The 22,060-nt window shown below is 60.5% G+C and carries 18 protein-coding genes; 13 read left to right on the top strand and 5 right to left on the bottom strand.

Annotation, left to right across the window (positions count from 1 at the left end):
• The first annotated feature begins 163 nt into the window (after positions 1-163).
• Together thiC and cytX are read left to right on the top strand one after the other, a co-directional pair.
• Positions 164-2,053 carry a phosphomethylpyrimidine synthase ThiC gene (gene thiC / locus HK44_RS07460; RefSeq protein WP_019691479.1) on the top strand — a complete coding sequence of 630 codons (1,890 nt, stop codon included), beginning with the start codon at positions 164-166 and terminating at the stop codon, positions 2,051-2,053.
• 183 nt (positions 2,054-2,236) lie between these two features.
• The gene (gene cytX, locus HK44_RS07465) at positions 2,237-3,529 is read left to right on the top strand and encodes a putative hydroxymethylpyrimidine transporter CytX (protein ID WP_019691480.1); all 1,293 of its coding nucleotides are present in this window, start codon (positions 2,237-2,239) and stop codon (positions 3,527-3,529) included.
• Here cytX and HK44_RS07470 read toward each other — a convergent pair.
• Entirely contained in the window at positions 3,498-4,244 is a 747-nt protein-coding gene (locus HK44_RS07470) for an RsiV family protein (protein ID WP_019691481.1), read from the bottom strand. The genes cytX and HK44_RS07470 overlap by 32 nt on opposite strands.
• Positions 4,245-4,466: 222 nt before the next feature.
• Here HK44_RS07470 and HK44_RS07475 point away from each other — a divergent pair, with 222 nt between their 5' ends.
• From HK44_RS07475 to HK44_RS07510, 8 genes are all read left to right on the top strand, one after another.
• The gene (locus tag HK44_RS07475) at positions 4,467-5,084 is read left to right on the top strand and encodes an NUDIX domain-containing protein (RefSeq protein ID WP_019691482.1); all 618 of its coding nucleotides are present in this window, start codon (positions 4,467-4,469) and stop codon (positions 5,082-5,084) included.
• Positions 5,075-5,527, top strand: a complete 453-nt coding sequence (locus HK44_RS07480) for a DUF1249 domain-containing protein (protein WP_019691483.1) — start codon at positions 5,075-5,077, stop codon at positions 5,525-5,527. The genes HK44_RS07475 and HK44_RS07480 overlap by 10 nt, the downstream gene beginning before the upstream one ends.
• A gap of 99 nt (positions 5,528-5,626) precedes the next feature.
• The gene (cpdA, locus tag HK44_RS07485) at positions 5,627-6,442 is read left to right on the top strand and encodes a 3',5'-cyclic-AMP phosphodiesterase (protein WP_019691484.1); all 816 of its coding nucleotides are present in this window, start codon (positions 5,627-5,629) and stop codon (positions 6,440-6,442) included.
• A 252-nt stretch (positions 6,443-6,694) separates the two neighbouring features.
• Positions 6,695-7,303: a YqiA/YcfP family alpha/beta fold hydrolase gene (locus HK44_RS07490; protein ID WP_019691485.1), complete on the top strand. Its 609-nt coding sequence runs from the start codon at positions 6,695-6,697 to the stop codon at positions 7,301-7,303.
• A 43-nt stretch (positions 7,304-7,346) separates the two neighbouring features.
• Complete coding sequence (parE, locus tag HK44_RS07495) at positions 7,347-9,251, top strand: DNA topoisomerase IV subunit B (protein WP_019691486.1); 1,905 nt, start codon at positions 7,347-7,349, stop codon at positions 9,249-9,251.
• Positions 9,251-10,234, top strand: a complete 984-nt coding sequence (locus HK44_RS07500) for an esterase-like activity of phytase family protein (protein ID WP_019691487.1) — start codon at positions 9,251-9,253, stop codon at positions 10,232-10,234. The genes parE and HK44_RS07500 overlap by 1 nt, the downstream gene beginning before the upstream one ends.
• A 78-nt stretch (positions 10,235-10,312) precedes the next feature.
• Positions 10,313-12,577, top strand: coding sequence for a DNA topoisomerase IV subunit A (gene parC / locus HK44_RS07505; protein ID WP_019691488.1), 2,265 nt, complete (start codon positions 10,313-10,315; stop codon positions 12,575-12,577).
• A 177-nt stretch (positions 12,578-12,754) separates the two neighbouring features.
• Complete coding sequence (locus HK44_RS07510) at positions 12,755-13,462, top strand: PqiC family protein (RefSeq protein WP_019691489.1); 708 nt, start codon at positions 12,755-12,757, stop codon at positions 13,460-13,462.
• A 248-nt stretch (positions 13,463-13,710) separates the two neighbouring features.
• Here the strand turns inward: HK44_RS07510 and HK44_RS07515 are convergent, their stop codons facing one another.
• Positions 13,711-15,252, bottom strand: coding sequence for an AhpA/YtjB family protein (locus HK44_RS07515; RefSeq protein WP_019691490.1), 1,542 nt, complete (start codon positions 15,250-15,252; stop codon positions 13,711-13,713).
• 134 nt (positions 15,253-15,386) lie between these two features.
• Between HK44_RS07515 and serB the strand changes: the two genes are divergently transcribed.
• Positions 15,387-16,601, top strand: a complete 1,215-nt coding sequence (serB, locus tag HK44_RS07520) for a phosphoserine phosphatase SerB (protein ID WP_019691491.1) — start codon at positions 15,387-15,389, stop codon at positions 16,599-16,601.
• A 68-nt stretch (positions 16,602-16,669) separates the two neighbouring features.
• On the opposite strand, the gene asd is transcribed toward serB, so the two are convergent.
• The 3 genes from asd to HK44_RS07535 are packed head-to-tail and all read right to left on the bottom strand — an operon-like array spanning position 16,670 to position 19,946.
• Entirely contained in the window at positions 16,670-17,530 is an 861-nt protein-coding gene (gene asd, locus HK44_RS07525; RefSeq protein WP_019691492.1) for an archaetidylserine decarboxylase, read from the bottom strand.
• Positions 17,531-17,539: 9 nt separating this feature from the next.
• Positions 17,540-18,364, bottom strand: a complete 825-nt coding sequence (locus tag HK44_RS07530; protein WP_019691493.1) for a rhodanese-like domain-containing protein — start codon at positions 18,362-18,364, stop codon at positions 17,540-17,542.
• Positions 18,365-18,407: 43 nt separating this feature from the next.
• Positions 18,408-19,946 (bottom strand): HDOD domain-containing protein, encoded by a 1,539-nt coding sequence (locus tag HK44_RS07535; protein WP_019691494.1) that lies wholly within the window; start codon positions 19,944-19,946, stop codon positions 18,408-18,410.
• A gap of 166 nt (positions 19,947-20,112) precedes the next feature.
• Here HK44_RS07535 and motA point away from each other — a divergent pair, with 166 nt between their 5' ends.
• Together motA and motB are read left to right on the top strand one after the other, a co-directional pair.
• On the top strand, positions 20,113-20,964 hold the full coding sequence (gene motA, locus HK44_RS07540; RefSeq protein ID WP_019691495.1) for a flagellar motor stator protein MotA: 852 nt from the start codon (positions 20,113-20,115) through the stop codon (positions 20,962-20,964).
• A gap of 2 nt (positions 20,965-20,966) precedes the next feature.
• Positions 20,967-22,007 (top strand): flagellar motor protein MotB, encoded by a 1,041-nt coding sequence (gene motB / locus HK44_RS07545; protein WP_019691496.1) that lies wholly within the window; start codon positions 20,967-20,969, stop codon positions 22,005-22,007.
• The last annotated feature ends 53 nt before the right edge of the window (positions 22,008-22,060 follow it).

Below are 22,060 nucleotides of genomic sequence, written 5' to 3' on the forward strand. Positions count from 1 at the left end.
TCCTCTTGTGCTTCGTCCGGGATGTTGTTCGACAATCGAACAACCCTCGTGCACTCAGCACAGCACTCATCCAGCTGGAGTTTTCACTGGTGGGCTGCGTCCATTCGTTACAGGTTCGCTCCGACAAAATTCCACTGCCTGGATGATGTCTGGAGAGCCCGTGATGACTACAAAATCAAAAAATGCGATCAACCTGAGTGACTCGGCCAAGGTCGATCAGCAATCGGTTCAGCCCTTTACCCGCTCGCAAAAAATTTATGTTCAGGGCACTCGTCCGGACATCCTCGTGCCGATGCGCGAAATCAGCCTCGATGTGACGCCAACCGACTTCGGCGGAGAAATCAACGCACCGGTCGTGGTCTACGACACCTCGGGCCCGTACACCGACCCCAACGTCATCATCGATGTGCGCAAAGGCCTGGCCGATGTGCGTTCGCCGTGGATCGAAGCGCGGGGTGATACCGAGCGTCTGGCCGGTCTGAGCTCGAACTTCGGCCAGGAACGCCTCGCCGATCCAGAGCTGACCAAGCTGCGTTTCGCTCACGTGAACAACCCGCGCCGCGCCAAGCCGGGTGCCAACGTCAGCCAGATGCACTACGCCCGCAAAGGCATCATCACCGCGGAGATGGAATACGTCGCCATCCGCGAAAACATGAAGCTTGAGGTGGCTCGTGCTGCAGGTCTGCTGGACCAGCAACACGCCGGCCACAGCTTCGGTGCCAGCGTGCCGAAAATCATTACCCCGGAATTCGTCCGTGAAGAAATCGCCCGCGGTCGCGCGATCATTCCGGCGAACATCAACCACACCGAGCTGGAACCGATGATCATCGGCCGTAACTTCCTGGTGAAGATCAACGGCAACATCGGCAACAGTGCACTGGGTTCGTCCATCGAAGAAGAAGTGGCGAAACTGACCTGGGGCATTCGCTGGGGCTCGGACACGGTCATGGACCTGTCCACCGGCAAGCACATTCACGAAACCCGTGAGTGGATCATCCGCAACTCGCCAGTGCCGATCGGTACCGTGCCGATCTATCAAGCGCTGGAAAAAGTCGGTGGCGCCGCCGAAGACCTGACCTGGGAGCTGTTCCGCGACACGCTGATCGAGCAGGCCGAGCAGGGCGTCGACTACTTCACCATCCACGCCGGTGTGTTGCTGCGCTACGTGCCGATGACCGCCAAGCGCGTGACCGGTATTGTTTCCCGTGGCGGTTCGATCATGGCCAAGTGGTGCCTGGCGCACCACAAAGAGAACTTCCTCTACACTCATTTCGAAGACATCTGCGAAATCATGAAGGCCTACGACGTCAGCTTCTCGCTGGGCGATGGCCTGCGTCCTGGCTCGATTGCCGACGCCAACGACGAAGCGCAATTCGGTGAGCTGGAAACCCTTGGCGAGCTGACCAAGATCGCCTGGAAGCACGACGTGCAAACCATGATCGAAGGCCCGGGCCACGTGCCGATGCAGTTGATCAAAGAGAACATGGACAAGCAGCTCGAGTGCTGCGACGAGGCGCCGTTCTACACCCTCGGCCCACTGACCACTGACATTGCTCCGGGCTACGACCACATCACCTCGGGCATTGGCGCGGCGATGATCGGCTGGTTCGGTTGCGCCATGCTCTGCTACGTCACGCCGAAGGAGCACTTGGGCCTGCCGAACAAGGATGACGTGAAGACCGGGATCATCACCTACAAGATCGCCGCCCATGCGGCAGACTTGGCCAAAGGACATCCGGGCGCACAGATCCGCGACAATGCCTTGAGCAAGGCGCGTTTCGAGTTCCGCTGGGAAGACCAGTTCAACCTGGGCCTGGACCCGGACACTGCGCGTTCGTACCACGATGAAACCCTGCCGAAGGACTCGGCCAAGGTCGCGCATTTCTGCTCGATGTGCGGGCCGAAATTCTGCTCGATGAAAATCACCCAGGAAGTCCGCGAGTATGCGGCCAACCAGCGGATCGAAACCGTCGATGCCGAAGTCGCCCAAGGTCTGGCCGAACAGGCCGAGCGCTTCAAGCAGGAAGGCAGTCAGCTGTACAAGAAGGTTTGATCCGAGTGTGTGGGCTCGCTGAGGCGAGCCCACATTTTATGGCTGACGCGGCTCTTGTAGGAGCAAGGCTTGCCCGCGATAGGGGTGTATCTGACACACCGCTATCGCGGGCAAGCCTTGCTCCTACAGGGTATGGGCGCCAAGACCAGCACAACAACAAATGTTCCTCTGAGATAACCCCCCTTGAGTATTCAACCCAGTACCTATTCCCCCGACCACGCCGTGCCTTTGGCCCAGCGCGTGTTCGGTGCCCGCGATCTGTTCTCCCTGTGGTTCTCCCTCGGCATCGGTCTGATGGTCTTGCAGACCGGGGCCTTGCTTGCGCCGGGTCTCGGTCTGTCCGGCTCGCTTCTGGCGATCTTCCTCGGCACCCTGGTCGGCGTTCTGCTGCTGGCGTGCGTCGGGGTGATTGGCAGCGATACCGGCCTGTCGGCCATGGCCACACTCAAACTGAGCCTCGGTACTCACGGTGCAAGCCTGCCGGCGCTGTTGAACCTGCTGCAACTGATCGGTTGGGGTTCGTTCGAAATCATCGTCATGCGCGACGCGGCCAGCCTGCTCGGCGCCCGTGCGTTCAGCGATGCTAGCCTGATGGCCAATCCATTGCTCTGGACGCTGGTATTCGGCGCCTTGGCGACCTTGCTCGCGGTCAGCGGTCCGTTGACGTTTGTCCGTCAGATTCTGCGCAAGTGGGGCATCTGGTTGCTGCTGGCGGCGTGCATCTGGCTGACCTGGAATCTCTTCGCCAAAGCCGATCTGGCCGCGCTGTGGGTACAGGCCGGTGACGGTTCGATGCCATTCGCCGTGGGTTTTGATATTGCCATCGCGATGCCACTGTCGTGGCTGCCGCTGATTGCCGACTACTCGCGTTTCGGCAAACGTGCGAAAAGCGTATTCGGCGGTACGGCGCTGGGCTTCTTCATTGGTAACTTCTGGCTGATGAGCCTGGGCGTTGCCTACACCCTGGCGTTCGCCCCGAGTGGAGAAGTCAATGCCTTGCTGTTGGCGCTGGCCGGTGCCGGATTGGGTATTCCGTTGTTGCTGATCCTGCTTGACGAGTCGGAAAACGCTTTCGCCGACATTCACTCTGCGGCGGTGTCCAGCGGGATTCTGTTGCGCATGAAAGTCGAGCACCTGGCCTTGGCCATCGGCGTGATCTGCACACTGATCGCCTGCCTGGCGCCATTGGCCCAGTATCAGAACTTCCTGCTGTTGATCGGCTCGGTGTTTGCGCCGTTGTTCGGCGTGGTGCTGGTGGATCACTTCATCCTGCGCAAGCGCAGTGCCCGGATCGCGTCAGCCGCCTTGCGCTGGCCGGCGTTGCTCGCCTGGCTGGGCGGGGTGAGCACCTATCACTTGCTGGCGAATCTGTATCCGGAGGTCGGCGCAACCCTGCCATCGCTGGTACTGGCAGGGCTGCTGCAACTGCTGCTGGGTCGGGTCTTCAGCTACGCTCAGGCACCAGCTCAGGCTTGATCTGACCCTTGAGGCGAGCGTAGGGGATGGTCATCTCGATGAGGCCACTCGAATAGGGCGCGATGGTCGCGACGTTGTACTTGAGCACCACCCCGGCGCTGGTCAAGGCCACGTTCGGGGTTTTCTGGAAGGGCCAGCTTTTGACGAAGTCGGGGTCACGATCCAGCTGCGAATTGATCAGCCAGCTATTGTGCGCGACCTGCGCGGTCTTCCAGAACGCTACTTCCTGCCCCGGCAAGAGCATGTCGCCCAGGCTCAGCTCTTTTTGCAGCTGGCGCGAGTAGTTGATAAAGCCACGTCCCGGCGTGCCATTGGCCGCGCCCGTGTCCAGATAGCTGGACACTTCAATGATCACCAGTCCGTCATGCTGCTCACGTACCTTGGCTTGCAAGTAGACGCTGTTGCGATCGCCTGATTCACGCAGGAACTGTTCGCGGTAGGCGTTGAGGGAAGCGGGTAGCGCCGCGCCCGGTGAAGTGCGGGTCATTTGCAGCAGGCGCTGTTCGACGATCCGGTCCAGTTGCGGCTCGGTCGGGAAATGCACCGTGTCGATATTCACCAGCGGGCAGTCGGGGCCGTCGCAACCCGGCTTGACCTGCTCGGACGCATCGCGAGTGGATGTCACCTGTGCCCGATAGCTGGGTTGGAACAGGCTTTGGCAAGCGCCGAGCGTGAGGGCAATACAGGCCACGGAGGCGATTTTCAACAGCGACATGGGCGTCCTTCATGAATCAGAGAAAGGCAAAATTCAGGGTCTTCGACTGCCAGCGGTGCGGTCGGTTCGCCACTAAGCTAATTAGAGCCAATTAGAGTTGTTTTCACCCCTTGCCGTCTATCCCGCTGACGGCAAAGAGGCTGCATCAAACGATGCGGGCGCGTTAGGATGGCGCCAAGCCTGGGGGAACCTCGGACGGATTGACAGTAAACGAGGATTGTTATGACTGATTTTGCCAATGCCACCCCGACCATCGTAGACGTCGTACGCCGCGAAAACTGCTTCAAGGGTTTTTACAAGCTTGATCGCGTGCACCTGCGTCATGAGCTGTTTGCCGGTGGCATGAGTCGCGAGATCAGCCGCGAGTTGTTCGTTCGTCATGATGCAGTGTGTGTCTTGCCTTACGATCCGCAGCGGGACGAAGTGGTCTTGATCGAGCAATTTCGCGTCGGTGTATTGGGCAAGACCGATAACCCGTGGCTGATCGAACTGGTCGCCGGTCTGATCGATAAGGACGAACAACCGGAAGAAGTTGCTCACCGCGAAGCGCAGGAGGAAGCTGGACTTGTATTCACTGCGCTGTGGCCGATGCTCAATTATTTTCCGTCGCCCGGTGGCAGTACCGAACACGTGCACTTGTATCTGGGGCGGTGTAACAGTAACGGGGCCGGCGGCATTCATGGGCTGGTGGAGGAAGCAGAAGATATTCGCGTAACGGTCTGGGATTTCGAAGATGCCCTGCAAGCCGTACGTGATGGACGGATTTCCAACGCGGCGAGCATTATTGCCTTGCAATGGCTGGCTTTGAACCGCGTTGAAGTGAGGGGGTTATGGTCGTAAACAAACAGCGCGATCGTTATCGGGTCGACCTTGTGGGGCTGCAAAGCGCCTGCGAGGCCAACTACGCTCGACTGATGCGCCTGTTACCGGAGATGCGCAACCAGCCGGCTGCCCGGCGCATTGCCATGACCCAGGGTGAACAGATGCTGGGCGTGCTGATGCTGGAAGTGTTGCAGGCGTGTCCGTATACCACGACCCTACGAGTGCGCCAGGAGCACAGCCTGCCATGGCTGCCGGTGCCACAACTGGAAGTGCAGGTGTACCACGACGCGCGCATGGCCGAAGTCATCAGTGCCGAACATGCGCGGCGCTTTCGCGGCATCTACCCTTATCCGAATGCGTTGATGCACCAGCCGGACGAAAAGGCCCAGCTCAATGTGTTCCTCGGCGAGTGGCTGAGTCATTGCCTGGCCTGCGGGCATGAGTTCGAAGTCGTACGCTAGTTGTGAACTGCGTCTGGTTCACGGGTTTCCTCTTTTCAATTTCCCCCAGCATAATTGCCCCATTCATCCATATCCGTGATCACGCCTTGGGAGAACGCCTTGCCGAGCGTATCCACTCTGACTGCCAGCGATGCCGTATTGCTGGTGCAGCTTTCTGACAGCCATCTGTTCGCCGAGGCGGATGGCACGTTGCTGGGCATGAGCACCCGCGACAGCCTGCAAAAGGTTATCGAGTTGGTGCTGGCACAACAGCCGCACATCGACCTGATGATCGCCAGTGGCGACGTATCCCAGGATGGCACGCTTGAGTCGTATCAGCAGTTTCGCGAGATGACCCGGCAGATCGATGCCCCCGCGCGCTGGATTCCGGGCAACCACGACGAGCCGCAGATCATGGCCCGGGCCGCGGTCCAGAGTCAGTTGCTGGAGCCCATCGTGGACATCGGTAACTGGCGGATCACGTTGCTGGATTCGGCGGTCCCGGGTTCGGTGCCAGGGTACTTGCAGGATGACCAACTGCAGTTGCTCGTCCGCGCCCTGAGCGAAGCGCCGGAGCGCCATCATCTGGTGTGCTTGCACCATCATCCGGTGTCCATCGGTTGTGCCTGGATGGAACCGATTGGCCTGCGCAACCCGGACGCCTTGTTTGCCGTGCTCGATCGCTTCCCACAGGTGCGGGCAGTGCTCTGGGGTCATGTGCATCAGGAAATCGATCAGTTGCGCAACGATGTGCGGCTGATCGCTTCGCCATCGACGTGTATCCAGTTCGAGCCCGGCAGCGTGGATTTCAAGGTCGATACGCTGGCGCCGGGTTATCGCTGGTTGCGGTTGCTGCCGGACGGACGGCTGGAAACCGGGGTCGAGCGCGTGACCGGGTTCGACTTCCAGATCGATTACGGCTCCAACGGTTACTGAGGTGCTGAGGTGCCTTTGTGGCGAGGGAGCTTGCTCCCGCTCGATCGCGAAGCGGTCGTAAAACCGATGCGTGCGGTGAATCTGTCTGAACGCGATTGAATGTTTTGGGGCTGCTGCGCAGCCCAGCGGGAGCAAGCTCCCTCGCCACAGGGTTTGTCTCTGATCGGAACGATCTGATTCGTTCCTGAGCAAGTCAATCTCGTGGACTCCCTGTAAACTGCGGCATCTTTGCCCGCCTCACAGGGAGCTCGCATGTTCGGTTCGATCCTCTATATCCACGGTTTCAACAGCGCACCCTCGTCGAAAAAGGCCTGTCAGCTGGTCGGCGTGATGGATCGTCTGGGTCTGGGCGACCAGTTGCAGGTGCCGGCCTTGCATCATCATCCACGTGAGGCCATCGGTCAGCTGGAACAGGCGATTGCCGGGCTGGGGCGGCCACTGCTGGTCGGCAGCTCCCTCGGCGGCTACTATGCCACTCACCTTGCCGAGCGCCATGGCCTCAAGGCCCTGTTGATCAACCCTGCCGTCAGCCCGCACCGGATGTTCGACGGATACCTGGGCACGCAGAAGAACCTGTATACCGAAGAGACCTGGGAATTGACCCGTGACCACGTGACAGCCCTGGCCGGGCTGGAAGTGCCGGCGCCTCAGGACCCGCAACGGTTTCAGGTGTGGTTGCAAACCGGGGACGAAACGCTGGACTATCGCCTCGCCCAGCAGTATTACCGAGCCTGTGCCTTGCGCATCCAGGCCGGCGGTGACCATAGTTTCCAGGGGTTCGCCGGGCAATTGCCGGCCCTGTTGAGTTTTGCAGGCATAGGCTCCGATGTGTACCAGGCGATCGATTTCACAGCACTGTGAACCCTCGCCCCTATTTTCATTGAACGACTGACGACGAGACCCCATGGCCACTCCCAGCGCTAGCTCTTATAACGCAGACGCCATCGAAGTCCTCTCGGGCCTCGACCCGGTGCGCAAACGCCCCGGCATGTACACCGACACCAGTCGGCCGAACCACCTTGCCCAGGAAGTCATCGACAACAGTGTCGACGAAGCCTTGGCCGGGCATGCGACATCGGTGCAGGTCATTCTCCATGCCGACCATTCCCTGGAAGTCAGCGATGACGGCCGTGGCATGCCGGTGGACATTCACCCCGAAGAGGGCGTCTCGGGCGTTGAGCTGATCCTCACCAAGCTGCACGCCGGCGGCAAGTTCTCGAACAAGAACTACCAGTTCTCCGGCGGTTTGCACGGGGTGGGTATTTCGGTGGTCAACGCCCTGTCGACCCAGGTCCGGGTACGCGTCAAACGCGATGGCAACGAGTACCAGATGACCTTCGCCGATGGCTACAAAGCCACCGACCTGGAAGTGGTCGGCACCGTTGGCAAGCGCAACACCGGGACCAGCGTGTACTTCTCGCCGGATCCGAAATACTTCGATTCACCGAAATTCTCCATCAGCCGTCTCAAGCACGTACTCAAGGCCAAGGCCGTGTTGTGCCCGGGGCTGCTGGTCAGCTTTGAAGACAAGGCCACCGGCGAAAAAGTCGAATGGCATTATGAAGACGGCCTGCGTTCCTACCTGGTAGACGCGGTCAGTGAATTCGAACGTCTGCCCGACGAACCCTTCTGCGGCAGCCTGGCCGGTAATAAAGAAGCGGTCGACTGGGCGCTGCTGTGGCTGCCTGAAGGTGGCGAAAGCGTCCAGGAAAGCTACGTCAACCTGATCCCGACGGCCCAGGGCGGTACTCACGTCAACGGTTTGCGTCAGGGCTTGCTCGACGCCATGCGCGAGTTCTGCGAGTTCCGCAGCCTGCTGCCGCGTGGCGTGAAGCTGGCACCGGAAGATGTCTGGGAACGCATTGCCTTCGTCCTGTCGATGAAGATGCAGGAGCCGCAGTTCTCCGGCCAGACCAAAGAGCGCCTGTCGTCCCGCGAGGCGGCGGCGTTTGTTTCCGGCGTGGTCAAGGACGCTTTCAGCCTGTGGCTTAACGCGAACCCCGAGTTGGGCCTGCAACTGGCTGAGCTGGCGATCAACAACGCTGGCCGCCGTTTGAAGGCCAGTAAAAAGGTCGAGCGCAAACGCATCACCCAAGGGCCGGCCTTGCCGGGCAAGCTTGCCGATTGCGCCGGGCAGGACCCGATGCGTTCCGAGCTGTTCCTGGTGGAAGGTGATTCCGCCGGCGGTTCGGCCAAGCAAGCGCGGGACAAAGAGTTCCAGGCAATCCTGCCGTTGCGCGGGAAAATTCTGAACACCTGGGAAGTCGACGGCAGCGAAGTGCTGGCCAGCCAGGAAGTGCACAACATTGCCGTGGCCATTGGTGTCGATCCGGGCGCTGCGGACATGAGCCAACTGCGCTACGGCAAGATCTGCATCCTTGCCGACGCCGACTCCGACGGCCTGCACATCGCGACCTTGCTGTGTGCCTTGTTCGTCCAGCATTTCCGTCCGTTGGTGGACGCCGGTCACGTCTATGTGGCGATGCCGCCGTTGTACCGCATCGACCTCGGCAAAGAAATTTACTACGCACTCGATGAAGCCGAGCGCGATGGCATTCTCGATCGTCTGGTGGCCGAGAAGAAACGCGGCAAGCCGCAGGTCACCCGATTCAAAGGTCTGGGTGAAATGAACCCGCCGCAACTGCGTGAAACCACCATGGACCCGAACACTCGACGCCTGGTGCAGTTGACGCTGGATGATTTCGAAGCCACCTCGGAAATGATGGACATGCTGCTGGCGAAAAAACGCGCTGGCGACCGCAAGTCCTGGCTGGAGTCCAAAGGTAATCTGGCCGAGGTTCTGGGCTGATGCGGAGCGGTTTCGCCCTCGCATTGCTGCTGTTGGCGTCCGCTGTCGCGGCGCAGCCTGCGCCTGAACTGACGCTGGTTTCCGAGCACGCCGTGGACGGCATGCGCGGTGGAAATCTGTCGGGTCTGGCGCAATGCGGCAAAGACCTGTGGACGGTTTCCGACCGTGACGATGATCAGATCTACCGGCTCGATACCAGCGAGCGAGTATGGCAGGCCGAAACCGTGCGCATCGATGTGCCGCCGGTGCCTGACACCGAGTTGCCCTGGGGGCTGAAGTCGCGCACCTGGGCAGCCTCGTTCGTGCGCGGTGGAAACCTCGACTTCGAGGGGATCACCTGCGACAAGGCCGGTAACCGCTACATCGTCAGCGAAGCCCATGCGGCGGTGCTGCAAGTGCCGGTGCAGGGGCCAGCCGCGTGGCTGAGAATTTCACCGATCATGGTTCGCCAAGCGCGAGCCAGCGGCATGTTGCTGCACTTCAACGCGCTGTTCGAAGGGCTGGCGATCAGTGCGCAAGGTGATCAGCTATGGCTGGCGGCCGAGCGCGAGCGGCGTGGTTTGTTGCTGGTCAAGCGCCAACAGACCGTCTGGGGGTGTGACGGCAGCTGTGTGCTGTTGAGCGAAGCTGGCAAGGAAATGCAGCCCGCGCAATTTCCCAACGCCAAGCCGGTATCCAAAGATTTTGCGGATCTGGCGCTGTTCAACGGCAAGCTCTTCACCCTGGAGCGCAACGCTTTTCAAATCTGTCGTCGCGATGCGCAGAGCGCCAAGGTCGAGCGTTGCTGGTCATTCGCAGCTGAAGCCTTGCAGGAACATCGACGTTATCCACAGCCCTATGGTATGGCCGAAGCACTGGTGGTCGATGCCGATGGCGCCTGGATCGGCATCGACAACAACAATGGTGCCCGCGCGGACGGCGAAGCCCGGCCGATAGTCTGGCGCTTTGCCGCACCGCAAGGTGGCTGGAGCGCCAAGCTGTGAGCGTCCTGAAAAAACTTGAATTTACCCAGCGCAGTGGCACCTTGTTGCTGCGCCAGACAACAAACTGATGAGGCCCGCATGAGCGACTCCCTGGATCTCAGCCTGGACGGCGTTGAACGCCGCTCACTGGCCGACTTCACCGAAAATGCCTACCTCAACTACTCCATGTACGTGATCATGGACCGTGCTTTGCCGCACATCGGCGACGGCTTGAAACCTGTGCAGCGGCGGATCATCTACGCCATGAGCGAGTTGGGACTGGACGCTGACTCCAAGCACAAGAAATCCGCGCGTACGGTCGGTGACGTGCTCGGCAAGTTTCACCCGCACGGCGACTCCGCGTGCTACGAAGCCATGGTGCTGATGGCCCAGCCGTTCAGCTACCGCTACACGCTGGTGGACGGGCAGGGTAACTGGGGTGCGCCGGATGATCCGAAATCCTTCGCCGCCATGCGTTACACCGAGGCGCGCCTGTCGCGCTATTCCGAAGTGCTGCTCAGCGAACTGGGTCAGGGCACGGCGGATTGGGGCCCGAACTTCGACGGCACCCTCGATGAGCCGCTGGTGTTGCCGGCACGTTTGCCGAACATCCTGCTCAACGGCACCACCGGCATTGCCGTGGGTATGGCCACCGACGTTCCGCCGCACAACCTGCGGGAAGTCGCTACGGCTTGCGTGCGCTTGCTCGATGAACCGAAAGCCACGGTAGAGCAGCTCTGTGAACACATCCAGGGCCCGGATTATCCGACTGAAGCGGAAATCATCACGCCGCGCGCCGATCTGCTGAAAATCTACGAAACCGGTCGCGGTTCGGTGCGCATGCGCGCCGTGTACCACATCGAAGACGGCGACATTGTCGTCACCGCGCTGCCGCATCAGGTCTCCGGCGCCAAAGTGCTGGAACAGATTGCCGCGATGATGCAGGCCAAACCGTCCAAGGCCCCGCAAGTGGCGGACCTGCGCGATGAGTCGGACCACGAGAACCCATGCCGTATCGTGATCATTCCGGTCAACAGCCGGGTCGATCATGAGGCGTTGATGCAGCACCTGTTCGCCAGCACCGAGCTGGAGTCGAGCTACCGGGTCAACATCAACATCATTGGCCTGGATGGCAAACCGCAGCTGAAGAACCTGCGGGCGTTGCTGGTGGAGTGGCTGGAGTTCCGGGTTCAGACCGTGCGCCGCCGCCTGCAATTTCGCCTGGACAAGGTCGAGCGTCGCCTGCACCTGTTGGATGGCTTGCTGATCGCCTACCTCAACCTGGATGAAGTGATCCACATCATCCGTACCGAGGAGCACCCGAAAGCCAAGCTGATCGAGCGTTTTGCCCTGAGCGAGATCCAGGCCGACTACATTCTTGATACTCGCCTGCGTCAGTTGGCGCGACTCGAAGAAATGAAGCTGCGCGATGAGCAGGATGAACTGCTCAAGGAACAAGCCAAGCTGCAAGCCTTGCTGGGCAGCGAAGCCAAGCTGAAGAAACTGGTGCGCAGCGAGCTGATCAAAGACGCCGAAACCTATGGCGACGACCGTCGCTCGCCGATTGTCGAGCGTGCCGAAGCCAAAGCGCTGACCGAACACGATCTGCTGCCGAACGAAAAAGTCACCGTGGTGCTGTCCGAGAAAGGCTGGGTGCGCTCGGCCAAGGGCCACGACATCGACGCCACCGGGCTTTCATACAAGGCCGGGGATGGCTTCAAGACCGCGGCGGCCGGTCGTTCCAACCAGTTTGCGGTGTTCATCGACTCCACCGGTCGCAGTTATTCGGTGCCGGCGCACACGCTGCCATCGGCCCGCGGCCAGGGCGAACCGCTGACGGGGCGTCTGACGCCGCCGCCCGGCGCGACCTTCGAATGCGTGCTGATGCCTGAAGACGATGGGCTGTATGTCATCGCTTCGGACGCCGGTTACGGTTTCGTGGTCAAGGGTGAAGACCTGCAAGCCAAGAACAAGGCCGGCAAGGCACTGTTGAGCCTGCCGAACAACGCCAAGGTGATTCTGCCGCGTCCGGTCGCTGACCGTGAGCAGAACTGGTTGGCCGCGGTCACCACAGAAGGTCGCTTGCTGATCTTCAAGATCAGCGACTTGCCGCAGCTGGGCAAGGGAAAAGGCAACAAGATCATCGGTATCTCCGGCGAACGTGTGGCCAATCGCGAGGAATATGTCACCGATATCGCAGTATTGCCGGAAGGCGCGACCCTGGTGTTGCAGGCTGGTAAACGCACGCTGTCGCTTAAAGCCGATGACCTCGAACACTATAAAGGTGAGCGCGGACGCCGTGGCAACAAGCTGCCACGGGGCTTTCAGCGTGTCGATGCACTATTGGTAGAAACTCTCGATTAAGCGGTCCAGGGCGCTCGATCTACGATTTAACCCGTAGATCGATGCTTTCGCGCTGGAGTCGCAAGCCATATTCACGGATGATATGGCCTTTCAAGCGTGGGCGTGGTCCTGCGTTCTTCATATTGATTGAGTAATTTTCACTGTGGCCGGCCTGTTGGCTGTCACTTGGATGGGATGATGACTGTTCTGCGCCTTCCTCTATTTTTGTTGCTCGCTGGCGTATTGGGCCTGGCGGGTTGCAGCGTTCACCAGCCGGTGTCGCTGTATCAGCTGGACAGTGGAAGTCCGGCTCAGCCTGCGCAAAGCGCGGGCATGGCGGTTTTGTTGGGCCCGGTATCGATCGCCGATTACCTGCAACGTGAAACCCTGCTGCAGCGCCAGCCTGATGGCAGCCTGCAAGCGTCCACCGACGGTCGTTGGGCGGGCAGCCTGTCTTCGGACATCAATCAGCTTCTGTTGCGTCAGGTGGCCGGCCGCCTGGACAGCCAGCGCGTAGTGCTGGCACCAGCGACCTTGGGTTTCACCCCGGATGTGCAGGTTTTGCTGTCGATCACTCGCCTGGATTCGGGTGAGTCGCAACCGGCTGTCCTCGATGCCCAGTGGCGTTTGATCGACCGTCGTGGCCAGGTGCGTGACAACCGCATCATTCATCTGCAAGAGCCACACGCCAGTGGTACGGCGGCTCAGGTGCAGGCCCAGGGCATATTGCTGCAACGTTTGGCCGAGCAGTTGTCGATCGCGCTCAAGCCGCTGGCCAATCAGCCACCGGTTGTCGAAGTGCCGCGTAAACCTGCGTCCAGGCCAGCGGCGCCGGCAGAGCCGGAGAAACCGAAGATCCCGATGGCTTCACCGATTCGCACGGACATGGAAGTGTTCAGGTTCTAAGGTGATTGCCGTATAGACAAAGCCCGCGTTGATGCGGGCTTTGTTGTTTCTGCAAGATGGGGATCTTCAGAGCTATTGATGGCCTCATCGCGGGCAAGCCTTGCTCCTACAGGATGATGTCAGGCCCATTTATGTGGTTAGCATAGGACCCGTAGGAGCAAGGCTTGCCCGCGATCGGTCGCGCAGCGATCGCAAAAAAGCCCGCAGACAATCACTCATCTGCGGGCTTTTTGGTTCACGGCCCTGGTTCAGCTTTTAGCGCGTGTCTCATGCATCCGCGCCAGTTGCCGCTCCAGCATCGACGGGTAAGGCTCCATCAGGCGTTCGACGCAGCAAGCGCCTTCAGGGCTGGCGATTGGGCGGATCCGTGCGCGTTGGCGGATCAGCACGTCGTCGCTGATCTTGCGTTCCACCAGCAGCAGGTTTCGGCTGTGCTGGGACAACGCGAGAGCGTCCTGAGCGGTTTCAGTCAGCAGCAGATCAATCTGGCTGAGGCCAAAGAGCCCATCGCCCAAGGTCAGGCCCAGTTGCAATTGCAGGGTGATGCCACTGTCGGCGACTTCGATCTGCAACTGGTGACCAAGCGCACGCAGCAGCTCGCCGCAGCAGATGGCGTTGGTCAGGTAGTCGTCACCGCTGTCTTCACTGTGGAACAGCATCAGCGTGCTGCCATCGTTCAGGGTGTGCAGTTCGCTTTCATACAGCGAAGCCGCCTGGTCCAGGCAGTCGCGATAACGCTCCAGCAGTTCGGTCAGGCGCGCACGGGGCAGGCGGCGCAGTTGGTCCTGAGCACCCAGCTGCACCGCCAATACCGCGCTGTGCTGCGGTTGCGCCGGGGCTGCAGGCTTGTTGAGTTGCGGCTTGGCAACGGGCGTGGCGGCAGCGGTGTCGCGAAGGTCGGCAAACGGATCATCTTCGTCCTGTTCGTCTTCTTCAGCGCTGACCACGTGCCGTGCTGCTGGTTTCAGGCCGGCCACCGGAGCGCTTTCATCGAAGCTTGGATCGCGCAGATTACGCACTTCGAAGGTCGGCTCGGCCTCTTCAGTGTCTTCGAAATCGTCGAATTCAGGTTCTGGCTCGGGTTCAGGCTCGACCTTTTCAGGTGCGTAACTGCTGTGGAGCTGACGGGCCAGGTCACCGATTTCGTCCTGGCGCTGAGTCGCCGGGGTGTGTTCGTCAATGTCGCGCAGCCACACCCGCAATTGCAGCAGCGGCGTGGAGATGTGCCGACCCAGGCGCAAGCTCAGGGCCAGGGACAACGCCAGCAGGATAGCGCTGAGAATGCCCATGCTTTGCAGGCTGATGGTCATCGGCTGTTGGAACTGCGCCATGTCCAGGCTGATCCGCAGTTGACCGGCCGTCACGTCCTGAAAGGTGATCTTGCTCTCGTACATGCCTTCGGCTTCGCCCAGCAAACCATGCTTGGGACGTTGCCCGGCCTCGGCGAGAATCCGGTTGTCCACGCTATAAATAGCTGCGTGAGCCACCAATGGGTTCTTGGTCAGGTTGTTCAGCAATACGTTGAGGCTGAGGATGTCGTTGGACACCAACAGTTCGGTCGCTGACATCGCTGTCTGGGTGGTCAGGCTCTGGCCGAGGGCATCCGCTTGCTCGTGCATGGCCTGTTTGAACTGCAGACCCATCACGCAGGCGTAGATCACCAGGGCCAATGCGACCAGGATCACGTTATGGCTGGCAATGCGCAATGCAATCGGTACACGGCGATGGCGCAGTGCCCGGAAGATCAGCAGAAAGAAGTTATCGGTTTTGACTGGCGTAGGCCGGTTCACTGAGCTCGGCTCTTTTGTCCGTGAAGTTGAGGCGCAGTATAGCGACAGGCCCCAGACCGGCAAAGCGCTCGCTGTGCCCGATGGTCACTGAAAGTGGGTAGAATGCGGTTTTTTTCCACTTGCGGGGGTGCGCCTTGCGCGAAATCGTCCTGATAAACATCACGGGAGTCGACCGTCCGGGTCTGACTGCGGCCATTACCGGTGTACTGGCCCAGGGTGGCGTGAACATTCTCGACATCGGTCAGGCAGTGATCCACGACACGTTGTCGTTCGGCATCCTGGTTGAAATTCCCGACACCGAACAGGGTTCGTCGGTGCTCAAGGACATCCTGTTCAAGGCCTACGAGCTGGGGCAACAGGTGCGTTTCACGCCGGTCTCCGAAGAGGATTACCAGCAGTGGGTCGGCGCTCAAGGCAAGAAACGCCACATTGTGACCTTGCTGACCCGCAAAGTGACGGCCGAGCAGTTGCAACGCGTGAGCTCGATCACCGCCAAATACGGGCTGAACATCGATCACATCGACCGCTTGTCCGGGCGTATGCCGCTGGACACTCCGGCCGACAAGGGCAAGGGCTGCATTGAATTTTCCGTGCGCGGCGAAGCGGCCGATCCGCAGGCCCTGCGTGCCGAATTCCTCAGCGTGGCCCAGGAGCTGAACGTCGACATCGCCTTCCAGGAAGATTCGCTGTTCCGGCGCAACCGTCGTCTAGCGGTGTTCGACATGGACTCGACACTGATCGAAGCGGAAGTCATCGACGAACTGGCCAAGGCCGCCGGGGTGGGCGAGAAGGTGTCGGAAATTACCGAGCGGGCGATGGCCGGCGAACTGGATTTCCGCGCCAGCTTCAAGGAACGCCTGGCCTTGCTCAAAGGGCTGGACGTCAGCGTGCTGGATTCGATCGGGGCGTCCCTGCGCCTGACCGAAGGCGCTGAAACCTTGTTCGCCGAACTCAAGCGCCTGGGCTACAAGACGGCCATTCTATCGGGCGGCTTCACCTACTTCGCCAAACAGCTGCAAGCCAAGCTGGGCATCGACTACGTGTTCGCCAATGAACTGGAAGTGGTCGACGGTAAAGTGACCGGCGTGGCTGTCGAGCCGATTGTCGATGCACAGCGCAAAGCCGATTTGCTGCGTGAACTGGCGCACAAGGAAGGCTTGCGTCTGGAACAGACCATTGCCGTCGGCGATGGCGCCAACGATTTGCCGATGCTGGCGATTGCAGGTCTGGGGGTAGCGTTCCGTGCCAAGCCGCTGGTCAAGCAGTCGGCCAAGCAGGCGATTTCGACCCTGGGTCTGGATGGCGTGCTGTATCTGCTGGGCTTCAGGGACCGCGACGGTCAGCTGTAACCCTACGCAGTTTGTGTGGGAGCGAGCAAGCTCGCTCCCACATTTCCCACATTGGATCTCTGTGTAGATCAGGCGTTGGGCAAGCCCATGCCTTGGCCCATCATCACTGGCGAGCCAGCCGCCAGCTCTTCAGCCCACTTCACTTGATCCGGGCCAAACAGCACAACCGCCGTCGAACCCAGTTTGAAGCGACCCAGTTCGGCGCCCTTTTCAAGGTGAATCGGTGCGCGGGCAGCTTCGTCGTAGCGGAAGGTTTTCAGTTCGCGCTTGGGCGGCGTTACCAGCCCGGCCCAGACGGTTTCGATCGAAGCAACGATCATCGCACCCACCAATACCACAGCCATTGGCCCGCGCTCGGTGTCGAAGATACACGCGACGCGTTCGTTACGGGCGAACAGTTCAGGAACGTTTTCCGCGGTGGTCTGGTTGACCGAGAAGATCCGGCCCGGGATGTAGACCATTTCGCGCAGGGTGCCGGCCAGCGGCATGTGCACGCGGTGGTAGTCTTTGGGCGACAGGTAAATAGTGGCGAAATCACCGCCCATGAACGGCGCAGCATTTGCCGCATCACCGCCGAGCAATTCCAGCACGCTGAAACTGTGGCCCTTGGCCTGGAACACGCGACCGTGCTCGATCGGGCCGAGCTGGCTGACGGCACCGTCGGCCGGGCTGAGGATTGCGCCCGGGGTTGGGTCCAGTGGGCGTACACCCTCTTTCAGTGCGCGGGTGAAGAACGCGTTGAAGTGTTCGTAGGCAGTCAGGTCCTCGACCAGCGCTTGCGACATGTCCACCTGATAACGCTTGGCGAACCAGGCGGTGAAGGCGTTCTTGAACCAGCGCACGCGGCATTCGGCAATGCAGCCGGCCAGACGCGACAGCAGGTGATGAGGCAGCAGGTACTGGCTGAGGATAAACAAACGCTTTTTCATTAACTGTCCTTAAGAACCTTGAATCTCAACGGGCGTGTCGGGGTGGTTGCCCCATTCGCCCCAGGAGCCGGCGTAGCCTTTGACCCGCGGATAACCGAGCGCCTTGGCCACCAGATAGGTGAAGCCGGAGCGATGGTGGGTCTGGCAGTGGGTAATCACTTCTTTGTCTTTGCTGATCCCGAGCTGTTCGAGGATCTGCGGCATGTCGGTGCGGATGCGCAGGTTGCGCGCCTTGTCCATGCCGGCGGTCCATTCGAAATTGACTGCGCCGGGGATGTGTCCGCCCTTGGCCGCGAGGACTTTCTCGCCGGAATATTCCAGCGGCCCGCGGGCGTCCCAGATCGCCAGGTCGGTGGCGCCGAGACGGCTTTGCAGGTATTCGCGGGTGGCGGTGGGCTCGTTGTGCAAGGTCAGTGCAACCGGGCCGCCGACAGGCGTTGGAACCTCGGTCGAGACCGGCAAGCCCTCCGCCAGCCAGGCCAGCAGGCCGCCGTCCACATAGTGGTAGTTGCTGTGGCCAATGACATCCAGCAACCAGATGAAGCGCCCGGCCCAGCCACCGCCTTCGTCGTCGTAGACCACGTAGACCGCGTCCGGGTTATGCCCCAGTTCGCCGAACAGGGCTTCAAGCGCAGCCTGTGACGGCAGCAGGCCCGGCGCTGGCGCATGACCCAGTTGAGTACGTTTGGGGTCGACGAAGCGCGCACCGGGAATGTGGCCTTCGGCGTAGCGGGCGCTGCTGGTCAGGTCGACCAGAATCAGTTCGCGAGCATCGAGACGGGCGAGCAGGTCGCTCGGTTCGATGACCAGCGACAAGCCAGAGAAGTCAGACATGTGAGGTCTCCAGAGCACAAAGGGGAGGATTGTAGCGCAACGGCTATTGGCCGCGGTGGCTAAAGCTGTGCAGGGCTTTTTCGATGCACTGTGCGGTTTTGCCGAAGGCTTGCACGGTGATTTCCGAAAATGGCCCACCGTCCTGATCCGCCACGACCAGCATGATCACCCGGCCATTGTTGACCAGTGAGCGCAGCAGCAGGTGCTCGCCGCCGAACAGTGCACGCAGGCTGGCGGGCAGCAGGGCCGAAAATTGTGCGGTGTTGGCTGGCGTCAGACGCACCTGAGCCTGTTGCGAGAGCAAGCGTTGCAGCACGGTGCTTTGGCTGACCACAAAGTTCAGCGTCGCCGCTTCTTTAGGCAGGCCGTGAGTCTGGTGCGCGCGCAATTGGCTGTGCGTGCGATCAGCCATCAGAATCATCAGCCGACGCATGCCGCAGGCAACCAGCGCGTCTCGGGCAGAGGTGGTCAGGTGCATGGCATTGGTAAAGCGGCTCGGCTCCGCCAGCAGTTCTGCACAGTGTTTGCGCCACTTTGTCAGGTCTTCGGCGGTGGGGGCGGGTGCCGGAAGCTGGCCGCGATGAAGGCGCCGCTCGTCCCACGGCCAGAGCAATGCCCCGGCGGGGTGCCAGAGGTCCGGCATGGCGTGGTTGCGGGCGCTGAGTGCGGCTTGCTGGTGCAGTTGCTGCTGGACCTCGCCCATCGGCATTTGCAGGTAGAGACTGGTCAATAATTGCCAGCGCAGGCAGTGAGGGCTGTTCCAGGCTTGCTGTGCCGATAACGCCAGGCCGTTGGCCAGCAATACCGTGTTGGCCGGTTGATTGAGCCAGCGGCGCAGGGTCGGGTCATCGTCGAGGCGGTTTTGCTGGCGCAACGGGTGATCGGCGTCGCGGGCGATATGCATGACTTTCGCCAGTTCGCGTTGTTCATCCAGCAGCATTCGATAGCCTTGTCTTACCCAGATTGGCAGGCGCCAGACTTCCACCAGTGCCTGGCCGAGTTCCAGCAGGCGTACGCCGAACAGTTCTTTTTCGACCTTGCCTGCTGGTTCGCGCTTGTGCAGGACCCGCAGTTCCCAATCTTCCAGCAGCTGCGGGAAGGTCAAGGCCAGCGGCCAGAACGGCGAGAGGAACAGCAGGCTACCCCAGTGGATTTCCTGCCAGAGTCTTGCCAGGCGACTGGCAAAAAAGCCGTTGGCCTGCTGGGTCGCGTGCAGGCTGATCAATTGAAGTTGGCGCAGGGCCGGCGGGATTTCGTTCTCGGGTGGGGCGGGCAGGCGCGCAAGCAGTTCTTCGGTGCGCTTGAGACCGAGGCGATTGATCGCCACTTCCAGGTTCTCGCTGGGCTCGCTCATGCTGCCGTGGGTATGGCGATTGGCTTCGCGGATGACGCTGAGGGCGAGCGCCGGGCTGCCCTGCATCAATTCGGCAATATCGCGCAACGAGCTGCGATTGTCGGCGATAGCCTTGCAGGCGCGATCATGGCTGGCTCGCGGCACGGGCAAGGTCACGCCATCGAGCAGCTTGACCCAGCCTTCGAGTGTGGTCGGTTTAGCCGTTGGAACGGTCGTTTCATTAGCCATGGTTGGGCGCGATCATCGTCTGCATTAAACACGCCCGGAGCGGGCCAAATTAGCTTTTCGCCTTAACTGGCTATAGTCTGGCGCAGTTTTGCCGATAAGTAGAAGAAGAGATTTTTTAACTTCCGAATATGACCTTGAACCCGACTTAAGTAAGTACCTTCTACCTATGGCTAAAATTATCGGCATCATCGTCGTATTCGCGAGCGTGCTTGGCGGATACGTGCTTTCCCACGGCAAGATTGCCGCCCTGATTCAGCCGTTCGAGGTGATGATCATCGCCGGCGCGGCGCTGGGTGCATTCCTTCAGGCCAACCCCGGTCACATGACGAAACATGTGCTCAAGAAATCCTTGGGCATGTTCAGTTCGCGTTTCAATCACACCTTCTACCTGGAGGTGCTGGGCCTGATCTACGAGATCCTCAACAAGAGCCGTCGCGAAGGCATGATGGCCATTGAAGGCGATATTGAAGATGCTGCTGCCAGCCCGATTTTTGCCAAGTACCCGGCTGTACTCAAAGACGACCGCATGACCGCGTTCATCTGCGACTACTTGCGCATCATGTCGTCCGGCAACATGGCGCCGCATGAGCTCGAAGGCTTGTTCGACATGGAACTGTTCAGCCTCAAGGAAGACCTGGAGCACCCATCCCACGCAGTCAACGGTATCGCGGATGCCATGCCCGGCTTCGGTATCGTCGCGGCGGTACTGGGTATCGTGGTGACCATGGCCTCGCTGGGTGAGGGCGATCAGAAGTCCATCGGTCTGCACGTAGGTGCCGCACTGGTTGGTACCTTCTTCGGTATTCTCGCCGCCTACGGTTTCTTCGGTCCACTGGCGCACGCCCTGGCTCACGATGCCAAGGAAGAGCTGAATATCTACGAAGCCATCAAGGCTTCGCTGGTGGCTTCGGCTTCCGGCATGCCGCCATCGCTGGCGGTGGAGTTCGGGCGCAAGGTTCTGTACCCGGCACACCGTCCGAGCTTCGCTGAGCTGGAGCAAGCGGTGCGCGGTCGTTAAGTATGGAAAACAATCAGCCGATAATCATCAAGCGCGTCAAACGCTACGCCGGCGGGCATCACGGGGGCGCGTGGAAAATCGCCTTCGCTGACTTCGCGACGGCGATGATGGCGTTTTTCCTGGTGCTGTGGCTGTTATCCACCGCCACGCCGGAACAGAAGATCGCCATCGCTGGTTACTTCAAAGACCCGATCGGCTTCTCTGAAAGCGGTACGCCGTTCATTATCGATCTGGGCGGTACGCCGGTGCTGGCGCCGGAGAAAACCCTCAACCCCGAGGTCAAGTCTCAGCCGCAGCCGGACAAGGTCACCGTCGATACCTATCAGGTCGAAGGCATGGCCGAACAGGTCGAGCGCGAGCGTTTGGAATTGTTGCTGCAAGAGTTGCAGAACAAGGTCGAAGAGAACCCGCAACTGCAGAAGTTCAAGGATCAGATTCTTTTCGAAATCACCCCGGATGGTTTGCGCATCCAGATCATCGATTCTGAAAAACGGCCGATGTTCGACTCCGGCAGTGCGCGCTTGAAGCCGTACTTCGAAGATATTCTGCTGGCCATGGCCGACACCATCAAAGCGGTACCGAACAAGATCAGTATCGGTGGTCACACCGACGCCAAGCCTTATGCAGGCACCGGTGAATTCGGCAACTGGGAGCTTTCGGCCAACCGTGCCAACGCCGCTCGCCGGGCGCTGGTCGCGGGTAGTTATCCGGAGCAGCAAGTGGCGCGGGTGGTGGGTTACGCTTCGTCGACGTTGTTCGATCGTAAAAATCCGCTCAATCCGGTCAACCGCCGCATCGACATTGTCGTGCTGACCAAGAAGGCCCAGCGCGCCATCGAAGGTGAACAAGGCGCGGAACCGGCGCCGACACCAGGGCAGGGCGCTCCGGGTGAGGTGCCTGCCGTACCTGCCGATCCGAACGCCTTGCCGGCGGACAAGGAACCGCTGCCGGCGCATGAGCTTCGGGAGCGCTTGAACCTGTTCGACAACCCGGCCCCGAAAGCCGGCGACCCGGCCAAGCCGGCTGAGCCCGCCAAGCAGTGACCCAATAAAAAGCCGCGATGATCGCGGCTTTTTATTGTCTGTCGGTGCGTCAG

The organism is Pseudomonas fluorescens HK44, assembly GCF_000217955.3.
GTDB lineage: Bacteria > Pseudomonadota > Gammaproteobacteria > Pseudomonadales > Pseudomonadaceae > Aquipseudomonas > Aquipseudomonas fluorescens_AQ.